Origin of the sequence: Pseudoduganella sp. SL102 (genome assembly GCF_027856995.1) — a bacterium.
GTDB classification, from domain to species: domain Bacteria; phylum Pseudomonadota; class Gammaproteobacteria; order Burkholderiales; family Burkholderiaceae_D; genus Rugamonas; species Rugamonas albidiflava.
In genome coordinates, this window is sequence record NZ_CP115554.1 from 2363379 (window position 1) to 2385464 (window position 22086).

Consider the following 22086-nt stretch of genomic DNA (forward strand, 5'->3'; position numbering starts at 1 on the left):
CGGCACGAAAAAAAAGCCGGCACCTCGCGAGAGGTGCCGGCTTTTTACCTGGGTGCCGATCAGCGGTTCGGCGTGGTGCCGGTGCCCGAGGTGCCCGTATCGCCGGTGGTGCCCGACGTGCCGGACGTGCCGGTGCCCGAGGTGCCGGTGCCGGTCGTGCCGGTCGCCGGCGTGGTGGCGCCGTCCGCCGGCGGCGTCGTCGTGGTGGCGTCGGCCGGTGGCGTGGTGGTGCCGCCGGTAGTGCCCATGTCGCCGCTGGTGCCGCTGGCCGGCGGGGTGGCCGGTGCGGCCGGGGTGGTGCTCGTATCCGGCGTTACCGCCGGTGCCGTATCGGTTGCCGCCGGCTGGTCCGCATCGCGGTTCTTGCAGCCGGTCAGTGCGGCGGTGCCCAGCACTGCTGCCAGGATCAGGGCGGACGATTTACTCAGCTTAATCATGTCGACTCCTCATAAAGTGGGTGGGGTGCAACCACCGCCGGCGGTGGGACCGCCGGAATGGTTGCAGGTTCGAGATGTGCCTGATGTTAATAGCCGCTATCCCCCTCAGGCTGGGGCAAGCGTACGCAACAGGGCCGGTATTTCGGCCGAAATCTCCCGTGCCAGGTAACCCAGCACGCCGTACCGGATCGACAGCTGTTCGCCGGCGGACGCATGCAGCGCGATCCCCCATGCGGCAGCCTGCTCCAGCGTGGCGCCACGCGCCACGAGGCCGGCGATGATGCCTGCCAGCGTGTCGCCCGAGCCGGAAATGGCCAGGCCGACATTGCCGCCCTGGTGTTGCCACTGCTGGCCGTCGGGCGTGGCGATCACGGTGGTGGCGCCCTTCAGCGCCACGATCGCGTTCCAGCGCCGCGCGGCCTCCTGCGCCGCCTCGAGCGGGGCGTCGCAGATCCGTTCCTTGTCGCGCCGCGTCAGGTGCGCCAGTTCGCCGGCGTGCGGCGTCATCAGCACCGCTTCGCGGAAGCGGAAATGTTCCATGTCCTTCGGCTCTTCCAGCAGGTGCGGCTCGCCCTGTGCCCGCACCGCGCCCATCGCCGCCGCATCCAGGATCAGCGGCGTGCCGGCGAAGCGCGGCAGCAGGGCATGCACCAGTTCCGCCGTGGCGGCGTCGTCCTGCATGCCCGGGCCGACCAGCATGGCGCCGGGCTTGCTGCCGGCCTTGCCACTGGTGTTGCCGAACATGTCGCCGAGGCGGCGTGCCGCTTCCACCGTGAAACCGCCGCTGTTCGTTTCGGCCAGGCCGATCACCCGGGCCTCGGGGATCGCCGTCGCCACCAGCGGCGCCACGCTGGCGGCCGTGGCCATCGTCAGCTTGCCGGCGCCGGCCCGCAGCGCGGCCGTCGCCGCCAGCATCACGGCACCCGGCATTTCGCGCGAGCCGCCCACGATCAGCACATGGCCGCGGCCCTCCTTGTCGTCGTCGAACGAGGGTTCGGGCAGTGCCCATTCCCGTAACGTGGCGGCGGTGATCTCGGTTGTCATCGATGCTCCTGTCGTCATGCTTTCGGCGCGGCCGGCTGGTCCTTGCTTTTCGTGACCGGGGTACCGGTGGACGTCAGCGGGGCAACGAAGTTTTCCAGGTCGAGCACGAGCTTGCCGCGCTTGCCGGCGGCCGGGTCGAACCGGTAGGAAGTGACGCTGCAGTTCGGCACATCGGCGGCGCGGTCGATGGCCAGGATCGCATCCTCGTCCATTCGTTCCAGCAGGTAACGGAAGCAGTTGACGATCACCTGGTGCCCCACGATCAATACGCGTTCGCCGCGGTATTCGCGGGTGATGGTATCGAGCACGCTGCGCAGGCGCAGGATCACGTCGCACCAGCTTTCGCCACCCGGTGGCCGGAAGTAGAACTTGCCCACGTGGCGGCGCTGTTCATGCAGTTCGGGGAACTTGTCGGCAATGCCCAGCGGCGTCAGGCGGTCGACGATGCCGAATTCCTTCTCGCGCAGCCGCTCGTCGGTCGCCACTGTCAGCAGCTCGTCGCGATCGAGGCAGTCGACCACCGCCAGCGCCGTTTCGCGCGCCCGCACGTAAGGCGAGAACAGCACCACGTTGGGCCGCTGCTCCGGCGGCAGCGCACCGAACCATTGCCCCAGCGCGGCCGCCTGGCGCTCGCCCAGTTGCGACAGCGGCACGTCCATGTCCCGTTCGGCGATGTCGATCAGAAACTGCGAGGCCGCTTCCGCCGCTTCACGCGCGACGTTGCCGGCACTTTGTCCGTGCCGCACGATCCAGATCTGTTGAGGCCACTTTTGTTCCATCGCCGTCCGTCTCGATAATTCGGTTTGCGAATACTAGACGAAACTGCAAAACGGTGGCGCGAGATGGCGGCCCAACCGCGCGCGGCGGCGCGGCTTCCTCAGGCGGGGGTGGTTTCCGATTCGATATCCGCATCGGCATCGTCATCGCGCTCGAACACGGCGACATCCGTCTCGCCCATCACGCGCGAGGTCAGCGTGCCGGCCGTGATCGCGCCGGAAACGTTCAGCGCCGTGCGGCCCATGTCGATCAGCGGTTCGATCGAGATCAGCAGGCCGGCCAGCGCCACCGGCAGGTTCATCGAGGAAAGCACGATCAGCGCGGCGAAGGTGGCGCCGCCCCCCACGCCGGCCACGCCGACCGAGCCGATCGTGACCACGGCCAGCAGCGGCAGCAGGAACGACACGGTAAACGGATCGATGCCGACAGTGGGGGCGATCATCACGGCCAGCATTGCCGGATAAATGCCCGCGCAGCCGTTCTGGCCGATGGTGGCGCCGAACGATGCCGAAAAATTGGCGATGCCTTCCGGCGTGCCGAGCCGCTGCACCTGCGTCTGCACGTTCATCGGGATCGCGCCGGCGCTGCTGCGCGACGTGAACGCGAATGTCAGCACGGGCAGGATCTTTTTCGCGAAGCGCAGCGGGTTCAGCCCGGTGCCCGCGACGATGGCGAGATGAACGCCGAACATCAGCAGCAGCGCGCAGTAGGAAGCGGCCACGAAGCCGATCAGGTCCAGGATGTCGGCATAGCTGGAGGTGGCGACCACCTGGGCCATCAGCGCGAAGATGCCGTAGGGCGTCAGCCGCAGCACCAGCGTCACGATACGCATCACGATCGCGTGCGCCACCTTCACCGCATGCTCGAACGACACGAACAACTCCGGCTTCTTGTCGGCAATGCCGATCGCGGCAATGCCGACGAACACGGAAAAGATGACGACGGCGATGGTCGATGTCTTGCGCCCGCCCGTCATGTCGAGGAACGGGTTGGCCGGGATGAACGACAGGATCATGTTCGGCAGCGAGATCGCCTGCGCGTCGGCCAGCCGGCCCTCGAGGTAGGCACCGCGGGCAACTTCGGCCGCGCTGGAGGTCAGCCCGGCCGCCGACAGCCCGAACAGCTTGGCCATCAGGATGCCGATCGCGGCGGCCACCGCCGTGGTGGCCATCAGCGTGCCGATCGTCAGCGCGCTGATCTTGCCCAGCGACTTCGCATCGCGCAGCTTCAGGATCGCCGCCACGATCGAGACCATGATCAGCGGCATCACGATCATCTGCAGCAGCTTCACATAGCCGGTGCCGACGATATCGAGGTATTCGCCGGTGGTCTTGATGGTGGCGCTGTCGGCGCCGTACAGCGCCTGCAGCGCCGCGCCGAGCACCACGCCGAGGCCGATCGCCGTGAAGACCCGCACCGTGAAGGTGGCATGCCGGCGCTGCTGGTGGTAGAGGAACCCCAGCAGGAGCAGGGCGGCGGCGAGGTTGAGCAGAACGGGAAACGTCATCGTGATCCTGACCGGTTGAGGAGGCAATAAAGGAGTCGAAAAGATACTGGCCGCACTGGTGGGTGCGGGGAAATCGGGTAATAAAGTTTGGCAGCCATCGGAAACTGGCTGGCGAAATCAATGGATTGGCGTGGCTTCGACGAATTTTACCGCTGTAGCGCCGCTCGCGTGCGACTGCCCTGCCGTGCCCATGCGAATATTGCCTCATATCCTTATAAGTGAAATAACATGAAAGTCCTGCAAAAACTGTTTGGTGCCGGTTATATCGCCGTCGCGGTGTTCTTCCTCGTCTGCGGCATCGCGCTGGTCGGCATGGCGGCGTGGGAAATCTGGGAGGCACTGACGGCCGCGGTCGACGCCGAAACGCCGCCCCGCTTCGTCCGCATCCTCGAGTGCATCGGCCTGTTGACGATCGCGGTCGCCTCGTTCGAACTGGGGCAGACCGTGCTGGAAGAGGAAGTGCAGCGCGAAGCCAGCATCAGCACGCCGACCCGGGTGCGGCGCTTCCTGTCGCGCTTCCTGGTCGTGGTGGTCGTTTCGCTATCGATCGAGTGCCTGGTGTCCGCCTTCCAGTCCCTGCACGGCCATCCGGAACTGTTGCCGCACGCCGGCGTGATCGGACTGTGCGCCGCCGGACTGCTGGTGGCATGGGGCATCTTTGTCCGGCTCAACATCCCCGCCGAACACCTCGAGCCGCAAGCCATGCAGGAGGCCCAGGAAGAGGACAAGCACATCTCCACCTGAGTCCCCTGCGCGCCGCGCTGCACGGCGTTGCCGATTGGTCTTGCCTTCTCCGCTACAAACGGTCGCTGTAAGGTGACTGCAACAAAAAAAGCCGTGTATCCCGTAAAGGTCCGCCGCATCGCGCCGTAATCCAACCATGTATGTTACATTTCCGTGTGGAAATTAATTTTTCGGGTGGAGAGCCATGACGGTCAAGATTCAGGGTCCTGTTGTTTTCGGCAGCATGATGGACGATGTGCAAGAAGGAACGGATTGGGGCGATGTCTTCACCGGCGGCTTCGGCTGGACCGGCGATTACGGCGACGATGCCGTGTTCGGCCATGGCGGAAACGACACGATCAATGGTTCCGATGGCTACGACACGCTGAACGGCGGCGCGGGCAGCGACCTGGTCGACTACAGCGGGGCGTCCGGCGCCGTCACGGTGCACCTGGGCGACGGCACCGCAGCCCTCCAGCTGGAAACCCACAACTGGCGCAACGAACTGCTTGAAATGGACACGCTCGTCTCGATCGAGCGCGTGCAGGGTTCCGCCTTCGACGACCATCTCGTCGGCGATGGCGCCGACAACGTGCTGGCCGGCGGCGCGGGCAACAACACGCTCGACGGTGGCCTGGGGATCGACACGGCCAGCTATGCCGGCATGGCGGGCCCCGTGACGGCCAACCTGTACACCCGCCAGTCGAGCACCGGCGAGGGTACCGACACGCTGCGCAGTATCGAAAACCTGACCGGCAGCGATTTCGCCGACATGCTGATCGGCGATACCGCGGCCAACCGGCTCGATGGCGGCGCCGGCAACGACGTGCTGCACGCCGGCGCCGGCAACGACGACCTGGTCGGCGGCCTGGGCGACGACACGGCCGTGTTCACCGGCCAGCGCTCCGAGTACGCGATCGTCACGCTGCCCGATGGCCGGGTCACCGTGAGCGACCTTCAGGCCGGGCGCGACGGCAGCGATACGCTGGCCGGCATCCGCCACCTGAAATTCACCGACGGCACGTTCGACCTGGCCGGCGTCGATCGCCTGGTGGCCACAGGCGGGCAGGCAACGTCCGTGACGACCCTCGCCGATGGCACCTATGTGATCGCCTGGCAGGCGACCGATGGCAGCGGCAGCGGCGTGTTCTTCCGCCATTTCGACGCGAACGGCTTGCCGATCGGCGACGTCACCCGGATCAACGACGCGGCCGATGGCGACCAGGCCGCCCCGACGATCGCCGCGCTGTACGACGGCGGCTGGGTTGCCACCTACGCCAGCGGTTCGGACATCGCGCTGCAGCGTTTCAGCGCCGATGGCAGCAAGAACGGTGCGGAAATCGTGCTGGGCGGCGCCACCGGCAAGCTGGCGCCGAAAGTCACCGCGACCATCGACGGCGGTTTCGCCGTGACCGGGCATGCCGCGGCGGCCGGCGGGGGCAGCGATGTGCGGATCAGCCGCTTCGACGCCGATGGCGCCTCGCGCAGCGACCTCGTCGCCGGCACGTCGGTGGCCGCCGCCCACAGTGCGGTCGCTGAGCAGGACAATGGCTACATGGTGGCCTGGCAGGCGGCCGACGGCATCCTGGTGCAGCAGTACCGCTGGGACAACGAAGCGACCGCGGCCGAAGTCAAGCTGGCCACCAGCGGCGTCGTCGGCAGCATCGGCATTGCCACGCTGTACGGCAACGGCGGGCTGGAAGTGGCCGGCACGGTGGTCAGCTGGATCCAGGATGACGGCAACCCCGCCACGGCGGACGATGCGGTGATGGTGCAGCGCTTCGACGCGGCCGGCGCACGGATGGGCGGACCGGTCACGGTAGCGGCGGCCGATTTCCAGCAAGACGCGGCCGCCACCGGCTTGCGCGACGGCGGCTTCATCGTCGTCTGGAGCAACGTGGCCGCCGACGGTACCGCGTCCGTGATGGGGCGCCATTACCACCCCAACGGCACCGCCGCCGGCGCCGCATGGCAAGTCAACCAGGTGAAGCTGACCGGGCAGGTCGGCGCGCCCGCCGTGGCCGAAACGGCCGACGGCAGCGTGATCGTCAGCTGGACCACGACCACGGCCGATGGCGGCAGCCTGGTCTGGCAGCAGATGGTCGACCATGACGGCGCCGCCGAATTTGCCGCGTCGAGCAGTTCCGGCCAGCCGCCGGCCGCGCCCCAGTTCACGGTGCAGGAGGCCGATGCGCCGGGTACCACCCAGGCATCCGCCCTGGCCGGCCCGGTGGCGAACGACCTGCAGATCATCGACGAGGGCAGTTTCAACACCGGCAACCTGCTGGTCACCGGCACCGGTGCCGCCGGCGCGACGATCACGCTGTTCGATGCGGGCGCGCAGGTGGCCCGTGTGACGGCGGACGCGGCGGGCCGCTGGCGCGTCGAACTGAGCAGCCTGAAGGCCGGCGCGCACAGCTTCAGCGCCGTCGCCGTCGACGCCCTCGGCCAGACCAGCCAGGCCAGCAAGACGGTCGTGCTGGTCGTGCTGGGCACGCTGGAAGGCACCGCCGGGAACGACGGCGCCGATTACTTCACCGCGCTGGGCGCGAACGACACCGCCCAGGCACTGGACGGGAAGGAAGGCAACGACACGATCCATGGCGGCGGTGGCGCCGATACGCTGGCCGGCGGCGCCGGCGACGACACATTCCTCGTCGATAACAGCGGCGTGACCATCGTGGAGCAGGCTGCCGGCGGTACCGATACCGTGCGCGCCAGCGTGGACGCGACCCTGGCGGCCAACGTCGAGAACCTGGTCTTTACCGGTACCGGCGGGCGCGTGGGTACGGGCAATGCGGGCAATAATGCACTGGCCGGCAGCAGCGGCAATGACAAGCTGGACGGCGGTGCGGGCAATGACACCCTGGACGGTGGCGCCGGCAACGACACGCTCGATGGCGGCAGCGGCGCCGACGCGCTTGCGGGCGGCGATGGCAATGACCAGTATGTGGTCGACGATGCCGGCGATGTCGTTACCGAGAATACCGCGGCGGCGGGCGGCACCGATACCGTTGCCACCACGCTGGCCAGCTACACGCTCGGCGCCGGCGTCGAGAAACTGGTGCGCACCGGCACGGCGGCGTTTACCGGCATCGGCAACGCGCTGGACAACGACATGACCGGCAGCGCCGGCAATGACCGGCTCGAAGGCGGCGCCGGCAATGACACGCTGCGCGGCAATGGCGGCAGCGACGTGCTGGCCGGTGGCATCGGCAACGATGCGCTGTACCTCGGCACCGGCAGCGCCACCGTCGATGGCGGCGAGGGCACCGACACCCTGTACCTGGCGCGCGCGATCGGCGAGTACAGCCGTGCCAGCAGCGGCAGCGGACTGACGCTGACGGGCCCGGATGGCGAAGTGGTACGGGCCAGCAACGTGGAACGCTTTTCCTTTGCCGGCGGCACGCCGGTCGACCTGGCAACGCTCACGGTCAGTGCGTCCCCGGTCAGCCAGCAGCTGACGGGCACGGCCCAGGCCGACCAGCTCAATGGCGGGACGGGCAACGACACGCTCGACGGCGGCGCCGGCATCGACACGCTGGCCGGCGGTACCGGCAACGATACCTACGTGATCGACGTGGCGGGTGACCGGATCAACGAACTGGCCGACCAGGGCATCGACACGGTGCATGCCAACCTCACGGTACGCGGCACGACGTACGTCCTGGCGGACAACGTCGAGCATGCGACCGTCACGTCCACTGCTGCCGTGAACCTCACGGGCAACGGGCTGGCCAACCAGCTGACCGGCAACGCCGCGGCCAATACGCTGATCGGCGGCGCGGGCGACGATACGCTCGATGGTGCCGCCGGTTCCGACCGGCTCGATGGCGGCGCAGGCGACGACACCTACACGGTCGACACCTCGGGCGACAAGGTCATCGAGCTGGTGGACGGCGGGCGCGATACCGTGCTGTCCAAGTCCGCCGTGCTGACGCTGGCGGTGAACGTGGAAAACCTGCGGTACACCGGTACCCAGAAGGCAACGCTGACCGGCAATGCCAGCGCCAACGAGATCGTCAACGGCAATGGCGGCGGCCGGCTTTCCGGGATGGCCGGCGACGATACGCTGGTCGGCGGTACCGGTGCCGACAGCCTGGTCGGCGCCGACGGCGACGACGTGCTGCAGGCCGGCGGTGGTGCCGACACGCTCGATGGCGGAGCTGGCGACGATACCGCCGTGCTGGACGGCGCGCGCGGCGCGTGGACGATCACCCGCACCGCCGACCGGACCCTGGAGTTGAGCAGCGGCGGGGTCAAGGTGCTGGCGCGCGACGTCGAGAACCTCACGTTCGCCGATGGCACGCTGGCCTTCGGTGCGCTGATCGTCTCGGGCACCGCCACCAGCTGGAGCGACGCACTGGCAGGTACGGACGGCGCCGACGTGATGAACGGCCTGGCGGGCGCGGACACGATGACCGGCCTGGCCGGCGACGATACCTACCTGGTCGACAACAAGGACGACAAGGTCGTCGAAGCAGCCAGCGGCGGCGTCGACACCGTGGAAATCGCGATTGCCGCCGCGAATGTCACGTACGTGCTGGCAGAGAACGTCGAGCATGCCACGGTGACGTCGAAGTCGGCCGTGAGCGTGACCGGCAACGGCGCAGCGAACAAGCTGACCGGCAATGCCGGGATCAATACGCTGTCGGGCCAGGACGGCAACGACACGCTGGACGGTGCCGCCGGTAACGATGTGCTGAACGGTGGCGAAGGCAACGACAGCCTGCTGGGCGGCGCCGGCAACGACAAGCTCGATGGCGGTGCGGGCAACGACATGATCGATGGCGGTGCCGGCACCGATGTGATGAGCGGCGGCGCGGGCGACGATGTGTACATCGTCGATATCGCCGGGGACCGCGTGACGGAGCTGGCCGGCCAGGGCAATGACACGGTGCGCACGGCGCTCGCCACGTATGTGATGGGGGCCGAGCTCGAACAGCTGGTCTACACCGGCAGTACCGTGTTTACCGGCACCGGCAACGCGCTGGCCAACCGGATCGAAGGCGGCATCCGCAACGACAAGCTGGCGGGCGGCGCGGGCAATGACACGCTGGTCGGCAATGGCGGCAACGACACCCTCGATGGTGGCGACGGCAACGATACCGTGGTACTGGACGGCCTGCGTTCCACCTACACCATCGAAGCCACCGCCAGTGAAACGCTGCTGTCGTCCGGCACCGTGAAGATCGTGCTGAAAGGCGTGGAAACGGTGGTGTTCTCCGACCGCACGCTGACGGTGGCCGACCTGCTGGTGGGCGCCGCCACGGCCGGCGGCGACTCGATCACCGGCACCAGCGGCGACGACACGCTCGATGGCAAGGTGGGCGCCGATACCATGGCCGGCCTGAGCGGCGACGATACTTACCTGGTCGATGCGGTGGGCGACAACGTGGTGGAAAACGCCGAGCAGGGCACCGACACGGTGCGCATCGCCTTTGCGCAGGCCAGCCAGACCTACGTGCTGGCGGCCAACGTGGAGAACGCGATCGTCGCCAATACGGTGGTCACGCATGTCACCGGCAATGCCGGCGACAATGCGCTGACGGGCAACGCCGGCATCAACACGCTGTCCGGCGGCGAGGGCGACGACAGCCTGTACGGCATGGCCGGCAACGACAAGCTCGATGGCGACGCCGGCAACGACCTGCTCGACGGCGGCGCCGGCAGCGACGTGCTGGCCGGCGGGGTCGGCGACGATATCTATGTCGTCGACAGCAAGGGCGACAAGGTGATCGAGCTGGACGGCGAAGGCTACGACATCGTCCAGACAGCGTACTCGTCGCACACGCTGGCGGCCAACGTGGAAGACCTGGTCTATACCGGGACCAGCACCGCGGCCTTCTCGGGCACCGGCAACGACCTGGACAACCTGATTTCGGGCGGCCGCGGCAAGGACCGCCTGTCCGGCGGCGCCGGCAGCGATACGCTGTCCGGCGGCGCGGGCGACGATGCGCTGACCGGCGGTGCCGGCGACGACGTGTTCCGCCTGGACCTGGGCTCGAACGACACGGTGGCCGACTACAAGGCCGGCGAAGATACCGTATGGTTCGATGTGACGGGCCTGAAGCTGGGCGCCGGCGGCGCCGTGCAATCGGCATCGACGGGCGGCTTCTCCGCCGAAGCCAGCGTGGTGGTCTTCGAAGTGAACGCCAAGAAGCTCGACGTGGCCAGCGCCGCGGCGGCGATCGGCAGCGCCGGCGGGGCCTATGCGAACGGCGACGTGGCCTTCTTCGCGATCGACAACGGCACGGCGACCGGCCTGTATAAATTCGTGTCGAATGGCGCCGACGCTGTCGTATCGGCCGGCGAACTGACCCAGGTCGCCACGCTGACCGGCGTGAAGGATGCGTCGCTGGTGGAGTTCGACCTGTTCTTCGGCTGATCGCAAGCCTTCGTTAAAGATCGCATAGCCTGCGTTAAAAAAAGCCGCCCGGCACGAGCCGGGCGGCTTTTTTGTTTATCGGCCAGTGGCGCAGGACAGCGCGGTGGCGTGGCGCCGGTACGGCCATGGCAGGCAGCGCAGCGCGCGGCCGGCGAACAGGCCGTTGAACACGCCGTACAAGGCGCAGGCGGCGGTGGCGAACACGGTATTCCCGGCCAGCGCAGGGGCGATCGCGCAACTGGCCGCCACCGCGTATTTCGTCGCGAACGTGGCCAGCATCAGTGCCAGCGGCAGCCAGCTGCCGCGCTGCAGGACGGTAGCGGCCGTGGCGCCCGGCGCGATTACCCGCGGTGCCTGCGCCGTGAAGCGCCACGCCAGCATGGCCGCGGCCAGCGTGCCGGCCAGCCAGCTGGCCGCCGGCACCCCGTCGAAGCCGAAGCGGTTGGCCATGTCCTGTACCGACAGCGCCAGCAGCACGACAGGCAGGACCAGCGCCTGGCGCAGCGTCACCGCGCGGTCGCGGCTGGCGGCGAGGCCGCGCCAGACCAGCACGCCCAGCAGCAGCCAGATATGGAACGGGGTGTGGGTGACGATCTGCTGCAGCATGGCTTGCTCCTCGTGTGGTGACCGGTGGTCGATGAGGAGAGCATGCCTGGGCGCGCCGGCCGAAGCGAGGCGCCTGCGACGGAACCGCGCCGCCAGGCCGCGAAACGGGCCTGGGGCGGCGCGAAAAAACTGGCGAAGCGCCGTCGTCTCTAGAAGCCCGCCGGGCGCTCGCCGGCCACGCCGGAAAGCCGTTCGAGGGCCATGCCGGCACGGGCCAGCGTGCCTTCGTCGAACAGCCGGCCGATCAGCGTCACGCCATGCGGCACGCGCCGCGGCGGCGCGAACTTCGGTACCGGGCGCGAAGGGTGGGGCGCCCAGTCGCTGCGCGCCTCGCTCACCTGCACGAAGCCGGTGCGCAGGGTCAGCGACGGGTGGCCGGTGTGGTTCGAGATCGTCAGCATTTCATCGCGCAGCGACGGCACCAGCAGCACGTCGATCTGCGCGAACACCTTGGCCATATGCTCCGCGACCATGCGGCGCATGCGGTCGGCCTGCACGAAATCGACGGCCGACAGGAAACGCGCCTCGCGCAGCAGGTTCGGCCAGGCGTCCGGTGTCTGCTGGGACAGCAGCTCCATCTTGCCGGAGAAGGTCCATTCCTCGAACGCGGCGGCCGCTTCCGCGAACAGGATGGTGTTCAGCGAACCGTAGGGCCAGTCCGGCAGCGCCACCGGCACCGGCTTCATGCCGGCCTTCTTCGCCAGTCCCAGCGCGGCCCGGTCGACCTCGGTGCCTTCCTTCATCCATTCGGGCAGGTAGCCCACGCGCAAGCCGCGCACCGGCGCGGCGGGATCGAAATCGAGCCTGGCCGGCACGCTGGCAACGTCGCCGGCATCCGGGCCGCTGATCGCCTGCAGCACCAGCATCGCATCTTCCACCGAGCGTGTCATCGGGCCCAGCTTGTCGAGCGACCAGCACAGCGTCATCGCGCCCGTGCGCGGCACGCGGCCGAACGTGGGGCGCAAGCCGGTCACGCCGCAGCGCGTGCTGGGGCTGACGATCGAGCCGCCCGTTTCGCTGCCGATGGCGAAGGCTACCAGCGCCGCCGCCATGGCCGCGCCGGGGCCGGCGCTGGACCCGGAAGCGCCTTCCTCGGGCAGCCAGGGATTCATGGTCTGGCCGCCGAACCAGATGTCGTTCATCGCCAGCGCACCCAGCGACAGCTTGGCCAGCAGCACGGCGCCCGCCTCGCGCAGGCGAGTGATGACGGTGGCGTCGGTCACGGGCGTGCGTTCCCTGAGCGGTTCGGCGCCCCAGGTGGTGGCGATGCCGGCCGTGTCCAGCAAGTCCTTCACGCCATAGGGAATGCCGTGCAGCGGCCCGCGGTAGCGCCCGGCGGCGATCTCGCGGTCGGCCGCGCGCGCCTGTTCCAGCGCCTGCTCCGGCAGCAGCGTGATGATCGAGCGCAGCCGTGGATCGAACTGGCGGCAGCGCGCCAGGTAGATCTGCGTGAGCCGCTCGGAAGTCAATTTGCCGGCTTCGATCCAGCGCGACAGCTGGGCCACGCTGGCGTAGGCGATGTCGGCATCGCTGGCCGGCAGCGCGCCGGCATCGGCGTAGCCGCGCACGAAGCGGGCCCGCGCCGGGCCGGCCTTCATGCCGGGCAGCAGCGGATCGAAGCGTGACATCGGTACCACGCTGTCGTCGATGGCGAGCTTCTTCGGGCCGGCGCGGCGCGCCGTCAGGCCGGCCAGCGTGGTGGGCCAGGCCTGCGCGGCCATCTGGCGCTGGGCCGGCGTCAGTGTCACCTGGAGCAGCTTTTCCGCCTCCGCGAAGGTGGCGGGCGTCACTTGCGGCCCGGCCGGCGGCAGTGCGCCGAAGGTGGGCGGCGCTCCGGCGGTGGCGGCCGGCGGCTCGGCCGCGGCGGCCGTGGCGGTGGTGGTGGCGGTAGTGGCGGCCAGCAGGCCGAGCGGGGCATTGATCAGGAAGCGGCGGCGGTCGGTCATCTCATACGGAAGTTTGATTGGCGAGAAAATGAAAAATTCGCAGTCAAGTCTATCATCGGGGCGACATGGCAGCGCCCGTTGCCCTATAGTTTCACGTTTGTACCATTAACATCAAGAAGGAGCCCGCATGCCCACCCTCAACATCAACGGCACCGACACAGCGCTCGACGTGCCGGACGACATGCCCATCCTGTGGGCCTTGCGCGACGTGGCCGGCCTGACCGGCACCAAGTTCGGTTGCGGCGTGGCGCTGTGCGGCGCCTGCACCGTGCACCTGGACGGGCAGGCGATCCGTTCGTGCGTCACGCCCGTCTCGGCGGCCGCGGGCAAGAAGATCGTCACGATCGAGGCGATCGGCAACGACCCGGTCGGTGCCAAGGTCCAGGACGCGTGGCGCAAGATCGATGTCGTGCAGTGCGGCTACTGCCAGTCCGGCCAGGTGATGGCCGCCACCGCGCTGCTGGCGGCGACGCCGAAGCCGAGCGATGCCGACATCGACAACGCCATGTCCGGCAATATCTGCCGCTGCGGCACCTATGGCCGCATCCGCGCCGCGATCAAGATCGCGGCCGGCACGGTCACCGTCAAATGAAGGGGCACGCCATGGGAAACATGCTTGAAACAGTCAACGAACAGCTGGACGAGCGCGCCCGGGGCCGCCGCCGCTTCCTGCGCGTGGGCGCCGCCGCCGGAGGCGGCTTGCTGGTCGGCTTCGTGCTGCCCGGCTGCAATCGCAAGGAGAGCGACCGCCAGGAAGCACCGCCGGAAAAAGCGGTAGGCCATGCCGCCACCAAGGTGTCGGAAGCAGCGGGGCTGGCGCCGAACGCCTTCATCCGCATCGACCGCGAGGGCCTCGTCACGCTGATCATGCACAAGGTGGAAATGGGGCAGGGTACCTATACGTCGATCCCCATGCTGATCGCCGAGGAACTGGGCGTGGACCTGGCGAAGGTGAAGCTCGAACATGCGCCCGCCGACAACAACCTGTACAGCGATCCGCTGCTGGGCGGCCAGGTGACGGGCGGCTCGACGTCGATCCGCGGCGCGTGGAAGCCGCTGCGCGAAGCGGGCGCCGCCGCCCGCGCGGTGCTGGTGCAGGCCGCCGCGCAGACGTGGAACGTGGCACCGGATACGCTGCGGGTGGCCAATGGCGCCGTCACGAACGGGGCCGGCAAGACGCTGCATTACGGCGAGCTGGTGGATGCCGCCGCGAAGCTGGAACCGCCCAAGACGGTGACGCTGAAGGATCCGGGCGCCTACACGCTGATCGGCAAGAAGCATGCGCGGCTCGATTCGCCGCCGAAGGTCGATGGCAGCGCGCAGTTCGGCATCGACGTGAAGCTGCCGAACATGGGCATTGCCGCCGTGTCCGCCTGCCCGGTGATCGGCGGCAAGCTGATCGCGTCGAACGACCCGAAGGCGCTGGCCGTGCCGGGCGTGCGCGAAGTGCTCAAGATCGGCAATGCGGTGGCGGTCGTCGCCACCAATATGTGGGCCGCGAAGCAGGGCCTGGCCGCGCTCGCGCCGCAATGGGATTTCGGTGGCAACGCCGGCGTGACCACGGCGGGCATCGTGGCCGACATGATGGAAAAATCCAAGGCCGGCGGCGCCGTGGCGACCGACGAAGGCAACGCGCTGAAGGAACTGGACGGCGATGCCAAGGGCGGCCGCAAGATCGAGGCGATCTACGAAGCGCCGTTCCTCGCCCACGCGACGATGGAACCGATGAACTGCGCGGTCGACCTGCGCGCCGATGGCTGCGACCTGTACTGCGGCACCCAGGTGCCCAGCCTGGCGCAGGGCGCCGCCGCCAAGCTGACCGGCCTGCCGCTGGAAAAAGTGAAGGTGCATAACTTCTACCTGGGCGGCGGCTTCGGCCGCCGGCTCGAGGTCGACTACGTGACGCAGGCGGTGGCGTTCGCCAAGGTGCAGGCCAGGCCGGGGCCCGTGAAGTTCGTCTGGACCCGCGAGGAGGATATCCAGCACGACATGTACCGGCCGTACTACGTCGACCGCCTGGCCGCGAAACTGGACGACAAGGGCATGCCGCAGGCGTGGTTCCATCGCGTCACGGGTTCGTCGATCATGGCGCGCTTCGCGCCGCCGGCGGTGAAGAACGGCATCGACCCGGACGCCGTCGAGGGCGCGGCCGACCTGCAGTACACGATCCCGGCGCTGCGTGTGGAATACCTGCGCCATGAGCCGCCGATCCCGACCGCGTTCTGGCGCGGCGTGGGGCCGACCCACAATGTGTTCGTCGTCGAGAGCTTCATCGACGAACTGGCGCACGCCGCGAAGCAGGATCCGGTGGCGTACCGCCGCGCGCTGCTCGACAAGTCGCCGCGCCTGCTGGGCGTGCTGAACCTGGCGGCGCTGAAGGCGGGCTGGGGCAAGCCGATGAAGGCCGTGGCGGGCCGCAAGGTGGGCCGCGGCATCTCCGTGCAGTTCGCGTTCGGCAGCTACATGGCGCAGATCGCCGAGGTATCGGTGGGGCCGGAAGGCGACGTGACCGTGCATCGCGTGGTCTGCGCGCTCGATTGCGGCCAGCCGGTCAACCCGGACGGCATCGTGGCGCAGATGGAAGGCGGCATCGTGTTCGGGCTGACCGCCGCGCTGTGGGGCGAGATCACGCTGGAGGCCGGCCGCGTGGTGCAGACCAATTTCGGCGACTACCGGATGATGCGGATGAACGAGGCGCCGAAGGTGGAAGTGCACATCGTCGCCAGCAAGGATGAACCGGGCGGCATCGGCGAACCGGGGACCTCGGGGATCGCGCCGGCGCTGTGCAACGCGATCTTCGCCGCCACCGGCCAGCGCATCCGGAAACTGCCGGTGGCCACGGCGCTGAAGAAAGCCTAGCCGCCTTCAACCGCCACCAGCCGGGCTTACCCGCGCTGGTGGCGCCGCTGCCGGCAAGGCAGGGAGTCGATCAGTTCCAGCAGGCTGTCCGGCCGCACCGGCTTGACGAGGTACTCGTCGAAGCCGGCGGCCAGCGCGTTGGCGCGGTCCTGGGCCTGGCCGTAGCCGGACAGCGCCACTGCGAACACCTGGTCGCCGCCGGCGCGCAGCCGGCGGATCACTTCCAGGCCATCGAGCCCCGGCAGGCCGATATCGCAGATCAGCACGTCGAAGCCGCCGCCCTGCGCCAGCGCCAGGCCCGCGCTGCCGTCGTAGGCCGCCGTGACGTCGTGCGCGTCGAGCATCAGGAAGCCCTTCAGCGTATCGCAGACATCCACGTTATCCTCGACCAGCAGCACGCGGCATGCCTCGTGCTGCACGGCCGATGCCGCCGGATGTTCCGGCGTGGCCGGCATCGGCTCGCCGGCCGGCAGGTCCACCGTGAAGACGCTGCCCCGGCCGGGGCCGGCACTGTCGCCCTGCACGGTGCCGCCGTGCATGTGCACCAGGTTGCGCACCACGTTCAATCCGACGCCGAGGCCACCCTCGGAACGGGCCAGCGAACGGGGGCCCTGCGTGAACAGGTCGAAGATATGGGGCAGCACGTCGGCGGCGATGCCGGTGCCGTTGTCGCTTACCGTCACCCGCACGCCCGCCGCGCCGGCGCCCGCTTCCAGCACCAGCTGGCCGCCATCCTGGGTGTACTTCGAGGCATTGCCGAGCAGGTTGGAAAATACCTGCGTGAGGCGCACGCGGTCGCCGTTCAGTGTGAGTTCCGGCGCCGTCACCCGCACTTCCAGCCGCTGGGCCCGCTCGACGATGCGCGGCTGCACGGTTTCCACGGCGCGTTCGATCACGTCCGCCAGCGTGACGGGCGCCACGTCCAGCGTGATGCGGCCGCTGCTGATGCGCGCCGCGTCGAGCAGGTCGTCCAGCAGGCGGGCCATGTGCTCGGTCTGGCGGCTGATCACATTGCGCAGCGTGGCCAGTTCCGGCGTCAGGTCGGGCATGCGCTCCAGCATGGCGGCGGCCATGCTGATCGGGGCCAGGGGATTGCGCAACTCATGGGCCAGCATGGCCAGGAACTCGTTCTGGCTGCGGTTGGTCGCTTCCGCCTCGTCCTGCAGCGTTTGCGCCGTGACGGTGGCCTGCACCAGGTAGCTGTTGGCCTCGCGCAGCAGGTCGTTTTCAAAGCGGGCCTGGCGCAGCGCGAGCCGCAGCTCGGCCACGTGCTGCGAATCGTTGTGCTGCGGCTGGTCCAGGTCCGCCATCACGTCAGCCGCCGTCGCGTTGCGCGGAAGGGTGGCCGGACAGCATGCCGTCGAAGCGCACCTTGCTTTCCTCGATCTCGATGCCGGCGTCGGTGATGCGGAAGGAGCGCAGCGCGCTGCTGTGCGAACAGCCTCGCAGCTTGACGACCGAAATCACTTTCGTCAGCTCGCCCTGCATTTCCACGTAGCGGGTGGCGATGATGCCGTCCGTCAGGAACGACACCTCGGCATCGGAGAAGCGCAGCTCGGTGAAGCGGTCTTCCAGGCCCATCGTGACCATCACCGTCACGCCCCGCTTGGCCAGGTGCGACAGGATGCGGAACACGGTCACGCGGAATTCGCGGCGGAACTCGGGCGCCAGGTACAGCAGGAACTCGGACAGCGAATCGATGACGACGCGCTGCGCGCCGGTCTCGTCGATCGCCGCCAGCAGGTCTTGCAGCAGTTCGTCAGCGGTCAGGTCGAGGGCCTGGGTCTCGACGATGCGAACGTGGCCGCCCTGCACCATCTCCGCCAGCGCGGCATTGCGCAGGCGCGACGTACCCTTCTCGAAATAACAGGCCACGCCTTTCTCGCCCTGCCGGGCGCCTTCGGCGAGGAATTGCGTGCCGAGGATGGTCTTGCCGGAACCCGAGGGGCCGGCCACGAGGATCGAGTGGCCTTGCGGGATGCCGCCGTGCAGCAGCACGTCCAGCGTCGGCACGCCGCTGGAAATGCGGCGCGGATCGCGGTCCACCGGCACGCCGGGCAGCCGGTCGGAGGCCAGCGGCGGCAACAGGCGCGGGAAGATGCGCACGCCGTCGTCGCCCATGCGGAAGGTGTGCATGCCGCCCATGTGGGCCTGCCCGCGCATCTTGACGACGCGGATCTTGCGCACGATCGAATTGTCCTGCTGCGACTGCGACAGCGCCAGCACGCCGTCCGCCACGGTCATGATCGGGTTGGCTTCGGCTTCCACGTGCACGTATTCGCCGATCAGGAACGTGGTGGCTTGCCAGCTGGTCATCCGCGTTCCCAGTTCCTGGATGAAGTGCTGCAGGTCGGCGATGCCTTCGCTGCCGTTTTTCGCCGTCTGCGCCACGGAGCGGAACGAGTCGACGAACACCAGGCTGGGCGAGAATGCCTCGACTTCGCGCATGATGCGCTCCAGCACGCCGGAGAAATCACCGCTGCGCAAGTCATCGGCCAGGTTGACGTAGCGGATCGCGCTGCCGACCTTGTCGAGTTCGAAGAAATCGTATTGCTGCTGGTAGCGCAGCATCTTCATCGGCGGTTCGCCCAGCACGGTGAAGAACAGCGCGCGCCGCTCGGGCGTGGCCAGCGCGAACATCATCTGGTGCGCCAGCGTCGTCTTGCCGCTGCCGAGTGCCCCGGCGATCAGATTGAACGAATACTCGCCCAGTCCGCCGCCGAGCAGGGTGTCCAGCCCCGGTACACCGGTCTCCAGCAATCCCAGACTTACTTTTCCGCTCATTTACTTCTGCTCCCCTGCATTGTTTGGTGCCTGTACGCCGTTCCACGCGGTATCGATCAACTTGGTCGTCAAGCCTTCGCCGATCAACTCGGTCAGCAACCGTGCAAACGTGGCCAGCAGGGCTTCGTTCGCCTGCGCCGCCTGCGCCGGCTCCGCCCTGGCAAGGTCTTCCAGCAGTGTCCGGAACAAGGCATCGAGTGGCTGCGACGATGGACCCGTGGTGAGCCAGCCATGCTGTGCCGCCAGCAGCCGCCCGGTGCGCCCGTACAGTGCGCTGAAGCCGTTTTCCCCGATCAGGGGGCTCAAGTGCAACGCCAGCGAGCGCCAGGGCAGCAGGTGCCGCTCCGCCGCATCCGCACCGCCGGGCTGTGCCAGCATCGCGCGAATCAGTTGCGTGCGCTTGTCGTCTTTGTTATCCATGCATGCTGATCAGTGTGTAGGTGCTCGAGCGGAAATGCGCAGCCGCCGTGTAGCGCCATTATAAACGTTGCCCGATGAGCACGAATGGCACGTCGCCGATCGTGCCGGGGCATTGTCGCATGCGGCCTGAAAAGAAGGGGCGCGGGGCGCCCCTTGGGGCGAGTTTACGCACGCGCTTGACCGAGCACCTAATAAACCTGCATGGCCGCGTTGCAGCGTCGCGCCATGGGATACCGCCCTTGACGCCACTCCTGCCGTGGGGGTTTCGTCAGGTGCTCTAGGGCCGGGGGGCAGGCTGAGTGTCTAGCGGCAGGAGTGGTCTCGTCATAATCCGTATGTCGACGCGGCGGTTCGGCGCCTCACAGGCGATTCGCTGTGGGTGGTTTTTGCATGAGGTGATGACAGGCTCGCTGGAGCCTTTCGACTCGACGGCGATCATCAGTTCCATTCTGAGCTTTCGCGCTTCCCTGATCAGGTACAGTTGCACCTCTTCTGCTCGGCGTAGCGCGAGCCATTTGTTATGGGCGAGCGTCCCGACTGAGTCAGCATGTCCTGTAACCCGGATTTGTTCGACCCTTGGCGCCGAGGCGCTGATGGACCGGAGCAATTCGGCAAGTTGCTGCTTCCCTTCGTCACTCAACGTGAAACCATTGAAACCAAAGGATGAGTCGGCCTGGAGCGAGAGCAGCATGACCGGGCAGGACGAGCTCCGCTTTGCCAGCCGCTTGTCGACTTGGTCGAGGCGCAGTGCGCGAAACAAAAAGTCGACTTCCATTCCCTCTATCGCGGCGGTTGGAATTAGTACGGCCTTGATGTGGTACCCGCTCGCTTTGTCCTGTTCGCGGGAAGCGATACGCAGATAGCTCTCGCTGCCAACGCGCGACATGACGTGAACGTTACATACGTCGAACGCTTTTTCGCCGATCTCTTTGCAATCGAGCTCCAGATAGGGGGACAGCAATGGGCATGCCTTTCCTGACATCACGATCCGATTTGCACTGAAGTTGCCCAGTTTGGTAACGTGCGCGACACTCATCGGTAACACGCCCGGTGCGTGTGCCAGGATACTGGCGACCGGCGGAAGCGCGAATACCATCAGCGCGCATAGAATCCAGGCGCGGCGCCACCTAGGAGAATAGACAAGGTGAATGGCGAAGTAACCGACGATAGCGACCACCGCACCGGTCCAGAAGATGGCTTGCGCTGCAGCCTCCAAGTCGTCGTTCTGAAGGTCCGACGCGCCGCTCAGCAGCAGGAAGACAAAGCTAAGGGGGGAAGCGGTTAACAGGCCCACAAATATGGTGTTGCCGAAGCGGGTGATCCAGATGCCGCGCACGCGCCGCCATGCGCACAGCCGGTGATAGCGCAGAGCATTTTCCGGCGTGTAAATTTTGCTGTGCCGACGGCGGTGGCGCGACCGGACTGCGGTAAAGTACAGGCAGAAGATTAGTAACAGGAAGCTCAGGTACAGGAGCAGGACCCAATCCATGTCCCAATTCATGTAGGCGTAGCCAAGCAGGGCAAAACCGAAGAATATGAAGCAAGCTGCTGCTGTCACGACAAACCACAACAGCTCCATATTGAAATGTGCGTCACCATGGCGACGCGGCCTTGCCCGGATCCAAACGCCGATCATAACGTACGGCGATAGCAGCACAGCGGAAAACAATGCACATAGGGGCAGGACGACGAACGACAGGGAAAGCAGCAGACCGCCTATTGCTGCGGGGTCGAATGGTGGAAAATACGTGATATACACGAAATAGCCAAGCAGGCATGTCGTGCCTAACGCCGTCACCGTGGAAGCCACGAGTTTCAGCACACTCTCGTTGAACCAAGCCGGGCCTTTATCTTCTCGTAGAGGTTTTTCGGGTTCCGTGGTCACGTGTCAACAGCTCCTGGCGTCGAGGATGGTTTCTCCAACGACCGAGTATAGCCCGACGTTACTTGTGGGGCGAGTGCTTGCCGCCCGCTCCGTATCCCGACGTGCCTGGCGAAAAGCTACTTGCCCCGTGCCGCCCGCCAGCATTAGTTCGGCGCGTACGCCGGCCAGTTCCGGCTGCGCGGCAAGTTTCGTTACCTCGGCAATGTACTCGCCTTGCTGCAAGGCGATAATGGTGAGGTGGCGGGTCTTGCGCAGCGGGTCGCCATGCGAGCTGATGCATAGCGACTCCAAGGTCCGCTCGGCGACCACGGTTCCGCCGCGCGACGCGCGTACCACGATGCGCAGCGGCATCGGGCGTCCGAGACAATCACGTGCAAACGACGGTACCTGCGCATAGGGCCGGCCGTCGCAGTACGTGTTGTGGCGGTTGCCGATCGTCACGTTCCGGCGCATGGTATCGTCATCGGCGAACCTGAACGTGAACAACAACTGATACGACTTGTCGACAGGCGCCTTGAAGCGGGCTGTGGCGGTCGCGTCCGCCTGGTCCATCCGAATCGGCACGCCGTCGAAGAGTGGCGAGATGGCGCACTGCCACGTCACGACATGACCAGGCCGATTACCGGGTTGGCACAACGCGAATAGGCGATCGGTCCTATCGGCACTTCCTTTCTCATAAATATTGCCGTTATTGCACCGGTCACCTGTGC

At 67.3% G+C, this 22086-nt stretch carries 15 protein-coding genes; 4 read left to right on the forward strand and 11 right to left on the reverse strand.

Annotated elements, in window-relative coordinates; all coding sequences use genetic code 11:
• Positions 1-59 precede the first annotated feature (59 nt).
• From OU994_RS10020 to OU994_RS10035, 4 genes are all read right to left on the reverse strand, one after another.
• Positions 60-437: a hypothetical protein gene (locus tag OU994_RS10020; RefSeq protein ID WP_281610623.1), complete on the reverse strand. Its 378-nt coding sequence runs from the start codon at positions 435-437 to the stop codon at positions 60-62.
• A 105-nt stretch (positions 438-542) separates the two neighbouring features.
• Positions 543-1481: an NAD(P)H-hydrate dehydratase gene (locus tag OU994_RS10025; protein WP_281610624.1), complete on the reverse strand. Its 939-nt coding sequence runs from the start codon at positions 1479-1481 to the stop codon at positions 543-545.
• Positions 1482-1495: 14 nt separating this feature from the next.
• Complete coding sequence (locus OU994_RS10030) at positions 1496-2260, reverse strand: histidine phosphatase family protein (protein WP_281610625.1); 765 nt, start codon at positions 2258-2260, stop codon at positions 1496-1498.
• Between the two features lie 98 nt (positions 2261-2358).
• Positions 2359-3765 (reverse strand): L-cystine transporter, encoded by a 1407-nt coding sequence (locus tag OU994_RS10035; protein ID WP_281610626.1) that lies wholly within the window; start codon positions 3763-3765, stop codon positions 2359-2361.
• Between the two features lie 228 nt (positions 3766-3993).
• Between OU994_RS10035 and OU994_RS10040 the strand changes: the two genes are divergently transcribed.
• Positions 3994-4509 (forward strand): hypothetical protein, encoded by a 516-nt coding sequence (locus OU994_RS10040; RefSeq protein WP_281610627.1) that lies wholly within the window; start codon positions 3994-3996, stop codon positions 4507-4509.
• 184 nt (positions 4510-4693) lie between these two features.
• A complete protein-coding gene (locus OU994_RS10045) occupies positions 4694-10876 on the forward strand; it encodes an Ig-like domain-containing protein (RefSeq protein ID WP_281610628.1) in 6183 nt (2060 codons plus the stop codon).
• Positions 10877-10951: 75 nt separating this feature from the next.
• On the opposite strand, the gene OU994_RS10050 is transcribed toward OU994_RS10045, so the two are convergent.
• Complete coding sequence (locus tag OU994_RS10050; protein ID WP_281610629.1) at positions 10952-11482, reverse strand: DUF6622 family protein; 531 nt, start codon at positions 11480-11482, stop codon at positions 10952-10954.
• Between the two features lie 149 nt (positions 11483-11631).
• Positions 11632-13428: an amidase gene (locus OU994_RS10055; protein WP_281610630.1), complete on the reverse strand. Its 1797-nt coding sequence runs from the start codon at positions 13426-13428 to the stop codon at positions 11632-11634.
• Positions 13429-13555: 127 nt separating this feature from the next.
• Here OU994_RS10055 and OU994_RS10060 point away from each other — a divergent pair, with 127 nt between their 5' ends.
• Both OU994_RS10060 and OU994_RS10065 read left to right on the forward strand, forming a co-directional pair.
• Entirely contained in the window at positions 13556-14020 is a 465-nt protein-coding gene (locus tag OU994_RS10060) for a (2Fe-2S)-binding protein (protein ID WP_131147021.1), read from the forward strand.
• Between the two features lie 11 nt (positions 14021-14031).
• Positions 14032-16287 (forward strand): xanthine dehydrogenase family protein molybdopterin-binding subunit, encoded by a 2256-nt coding sequence (locus OU994_RS10065; RefSeq protein WP_281610631.1) that lies wholly within the window; start codon positions 14032-14034, stop codon positions 16285-16287.
• Positions 16288-16313: 26 nt separating this feature from the next.
• On the opposite strand, the gene OU994_RS10070 is transcribed toward OU994_RS10065, so the two are convergent.
• The 5 genes from OU994_RS10070 to OU994_RS10090 all read right to left on the reverse strand — a co-directional run bounded on the left by OU994_RS10070 (position 16314) and on the right by OU994_RS10090 (position 21928).
• On the reverse strand, positions 16314-17597 hold the full coding sequence (locus OU994_RS10070) for a hybrid sensor histidine kinase/response regulator (protein WP_281611611.1): 1284 nt from the start codon (positions 17595-17597) through the stop codon (positions 16314-16316).
• A 4-nt stretch (positions 17598-17601) separates the two neighbouring features.
• Complete coding sequence (locus OU994_RS10075; RefSeq protein ID WP_281610632.1) at positions 17602-19071, reverse strand: ATPase domain-containing protein; 1470 nt, start codon at positions 19069-19071, stop codon at positions 17602-17604.
• A complete protein-coding gene (locus OU994_RS10080; RefSeq protein WP_281610633.1) occupies positions 19072-19491 on the reverse strand; it encodes a hypothetical protein in 420 nt (139 codons plus the stop codon).
• Positions 19492-19768: 277 nt separating this feature from the next.
• Entirely contained in the window at positions 19769-21376 is a 1608-nt protein-coding gene (locus OU994_RS10085; RefSeq protein ID WP_281610634.1) for an OmpA family protein, read from the reverse strand.
• A gap of 3 nt (positions 21377-21379) precedes the next feature.
• The gene (locus tag OU994_RS10090; protein WP_281610635.1) at positions 21380-21928 is read right to left on the reverse strand and encodes a DUF5625 family protein; all 549 of its coding nucleotides are present in this window, start codon (positions 21926-21928) and stop codon (positions 21380-21382) included.
• Positions 21929-22086: the final 158 nt, after the last annotated feature.

What these genes read in the sequence shown, in the direction of transcription:
- OU994_RS10065 (WP_281610631.1), top strand. Translation starts at nt 14,032, where the DNA reads ATGGGAAACATGCTTGAAACAGTCAACGAACAGCTGGACGAGCGCGCC.
- OU994_RS10090 (WP_281610635.1), bottom strand. Translation starts at nt 21,928, where the DNA reads ATGGACCAGGCGGACGCGACCGCCACAGCCCGCTTCAAGGCGCCTGTC.
- OU994_RS10080 (WP_281610633.1), bottom strand. Translation starts at nt 19,491, where the DNA reads ATGGATAACAAAGACGACAAGCGCACGCAACTGATTCGCGCGATGCTG.
- OU994_RS10040 (WP_281610627.1), top strand. Translation starts at nt 3,994, where the DNA reads ATGAAAGTCCTGCAAAAACTGTTTGGTGCCGGTTATATCGCCGTCGCG.
- OU994_RS10025 (WP_281610624.1), bottom strand. Translation starts at nt 1,481, where the DNA reads ATGACAACCGAGATCACCGCCGCCACGTTACGGGAATGGGCACTGCCC.
- OU994_RS10050 (WP_281610629.1), bottom strand. Translation starts at nt 11,482, where the DNA reads ATGCTGCAGCAGATCGTCACCCACACCCCGTTCCATATCTGGCTGCTG.
- OU994_RS10055 (WP_281610630.1), bottom strand. Translation starts at nt 13,428, where the DNA reads ATGACCGACCGCCGCCGCTTCCTGATCAATGCCCCGCTCGGCCTGCTG.
- OU994_RS10075 (WP_281610632.1), bottom strand. Translation starts at nt 19,071, where the DNA reads ATGAGCGGAAAAGTAAGTCTGGGATTGCTGGAGACCGGTGTACCGGGG.
- OU994_RS10060 (WP_131147021.1), top strand. Translation starts at nt 13,556, where the DNA reads ATGCCCACCCTCAACATCAACGGCACCGACACAGCGCTCGACGTGCCG.
- OU994_RS10020 (WP_281610623.1), bottom strand. Translation starts at nt 437, where the DNA reads ATGATTAAGCTGAGTAAATCGTCCGCCCTGATCCTGGCAGCAGTGCTG.
- OU994_RS10070 (WP_281611611.1), bottom strand. Translation starts at nt 17,597, where the DNA reads ATGGCGGACCTGGACCAGCCGCAGCACAACGATTCGCAGCACGTGGCC.
- OU994_RS10045 (WP_281610628.1), top strand. Translation starts at nt 4,694, where the DNA reads ATGACGGTCAAGATTCAGGGTCCTGTTGTTTTCGGCAGCATGATGGAC.
- OU994_RS10035 (WP_281610626.1), bottom strand. Translation starts at nt 3,765, where the DNA reads ATGACGTTTCCCGTTCTGCTCAACCTCGCCGCCGCCCTGCTCCTGCTG.
- OU994_RS10030 (WP_281610625.1), bottom strand. Translation starts at nt 2,260, where the DNA reads ATGGAACAAAAGTGGCCTCAACAGATCTGGATCGTGCGGCACGGACAA.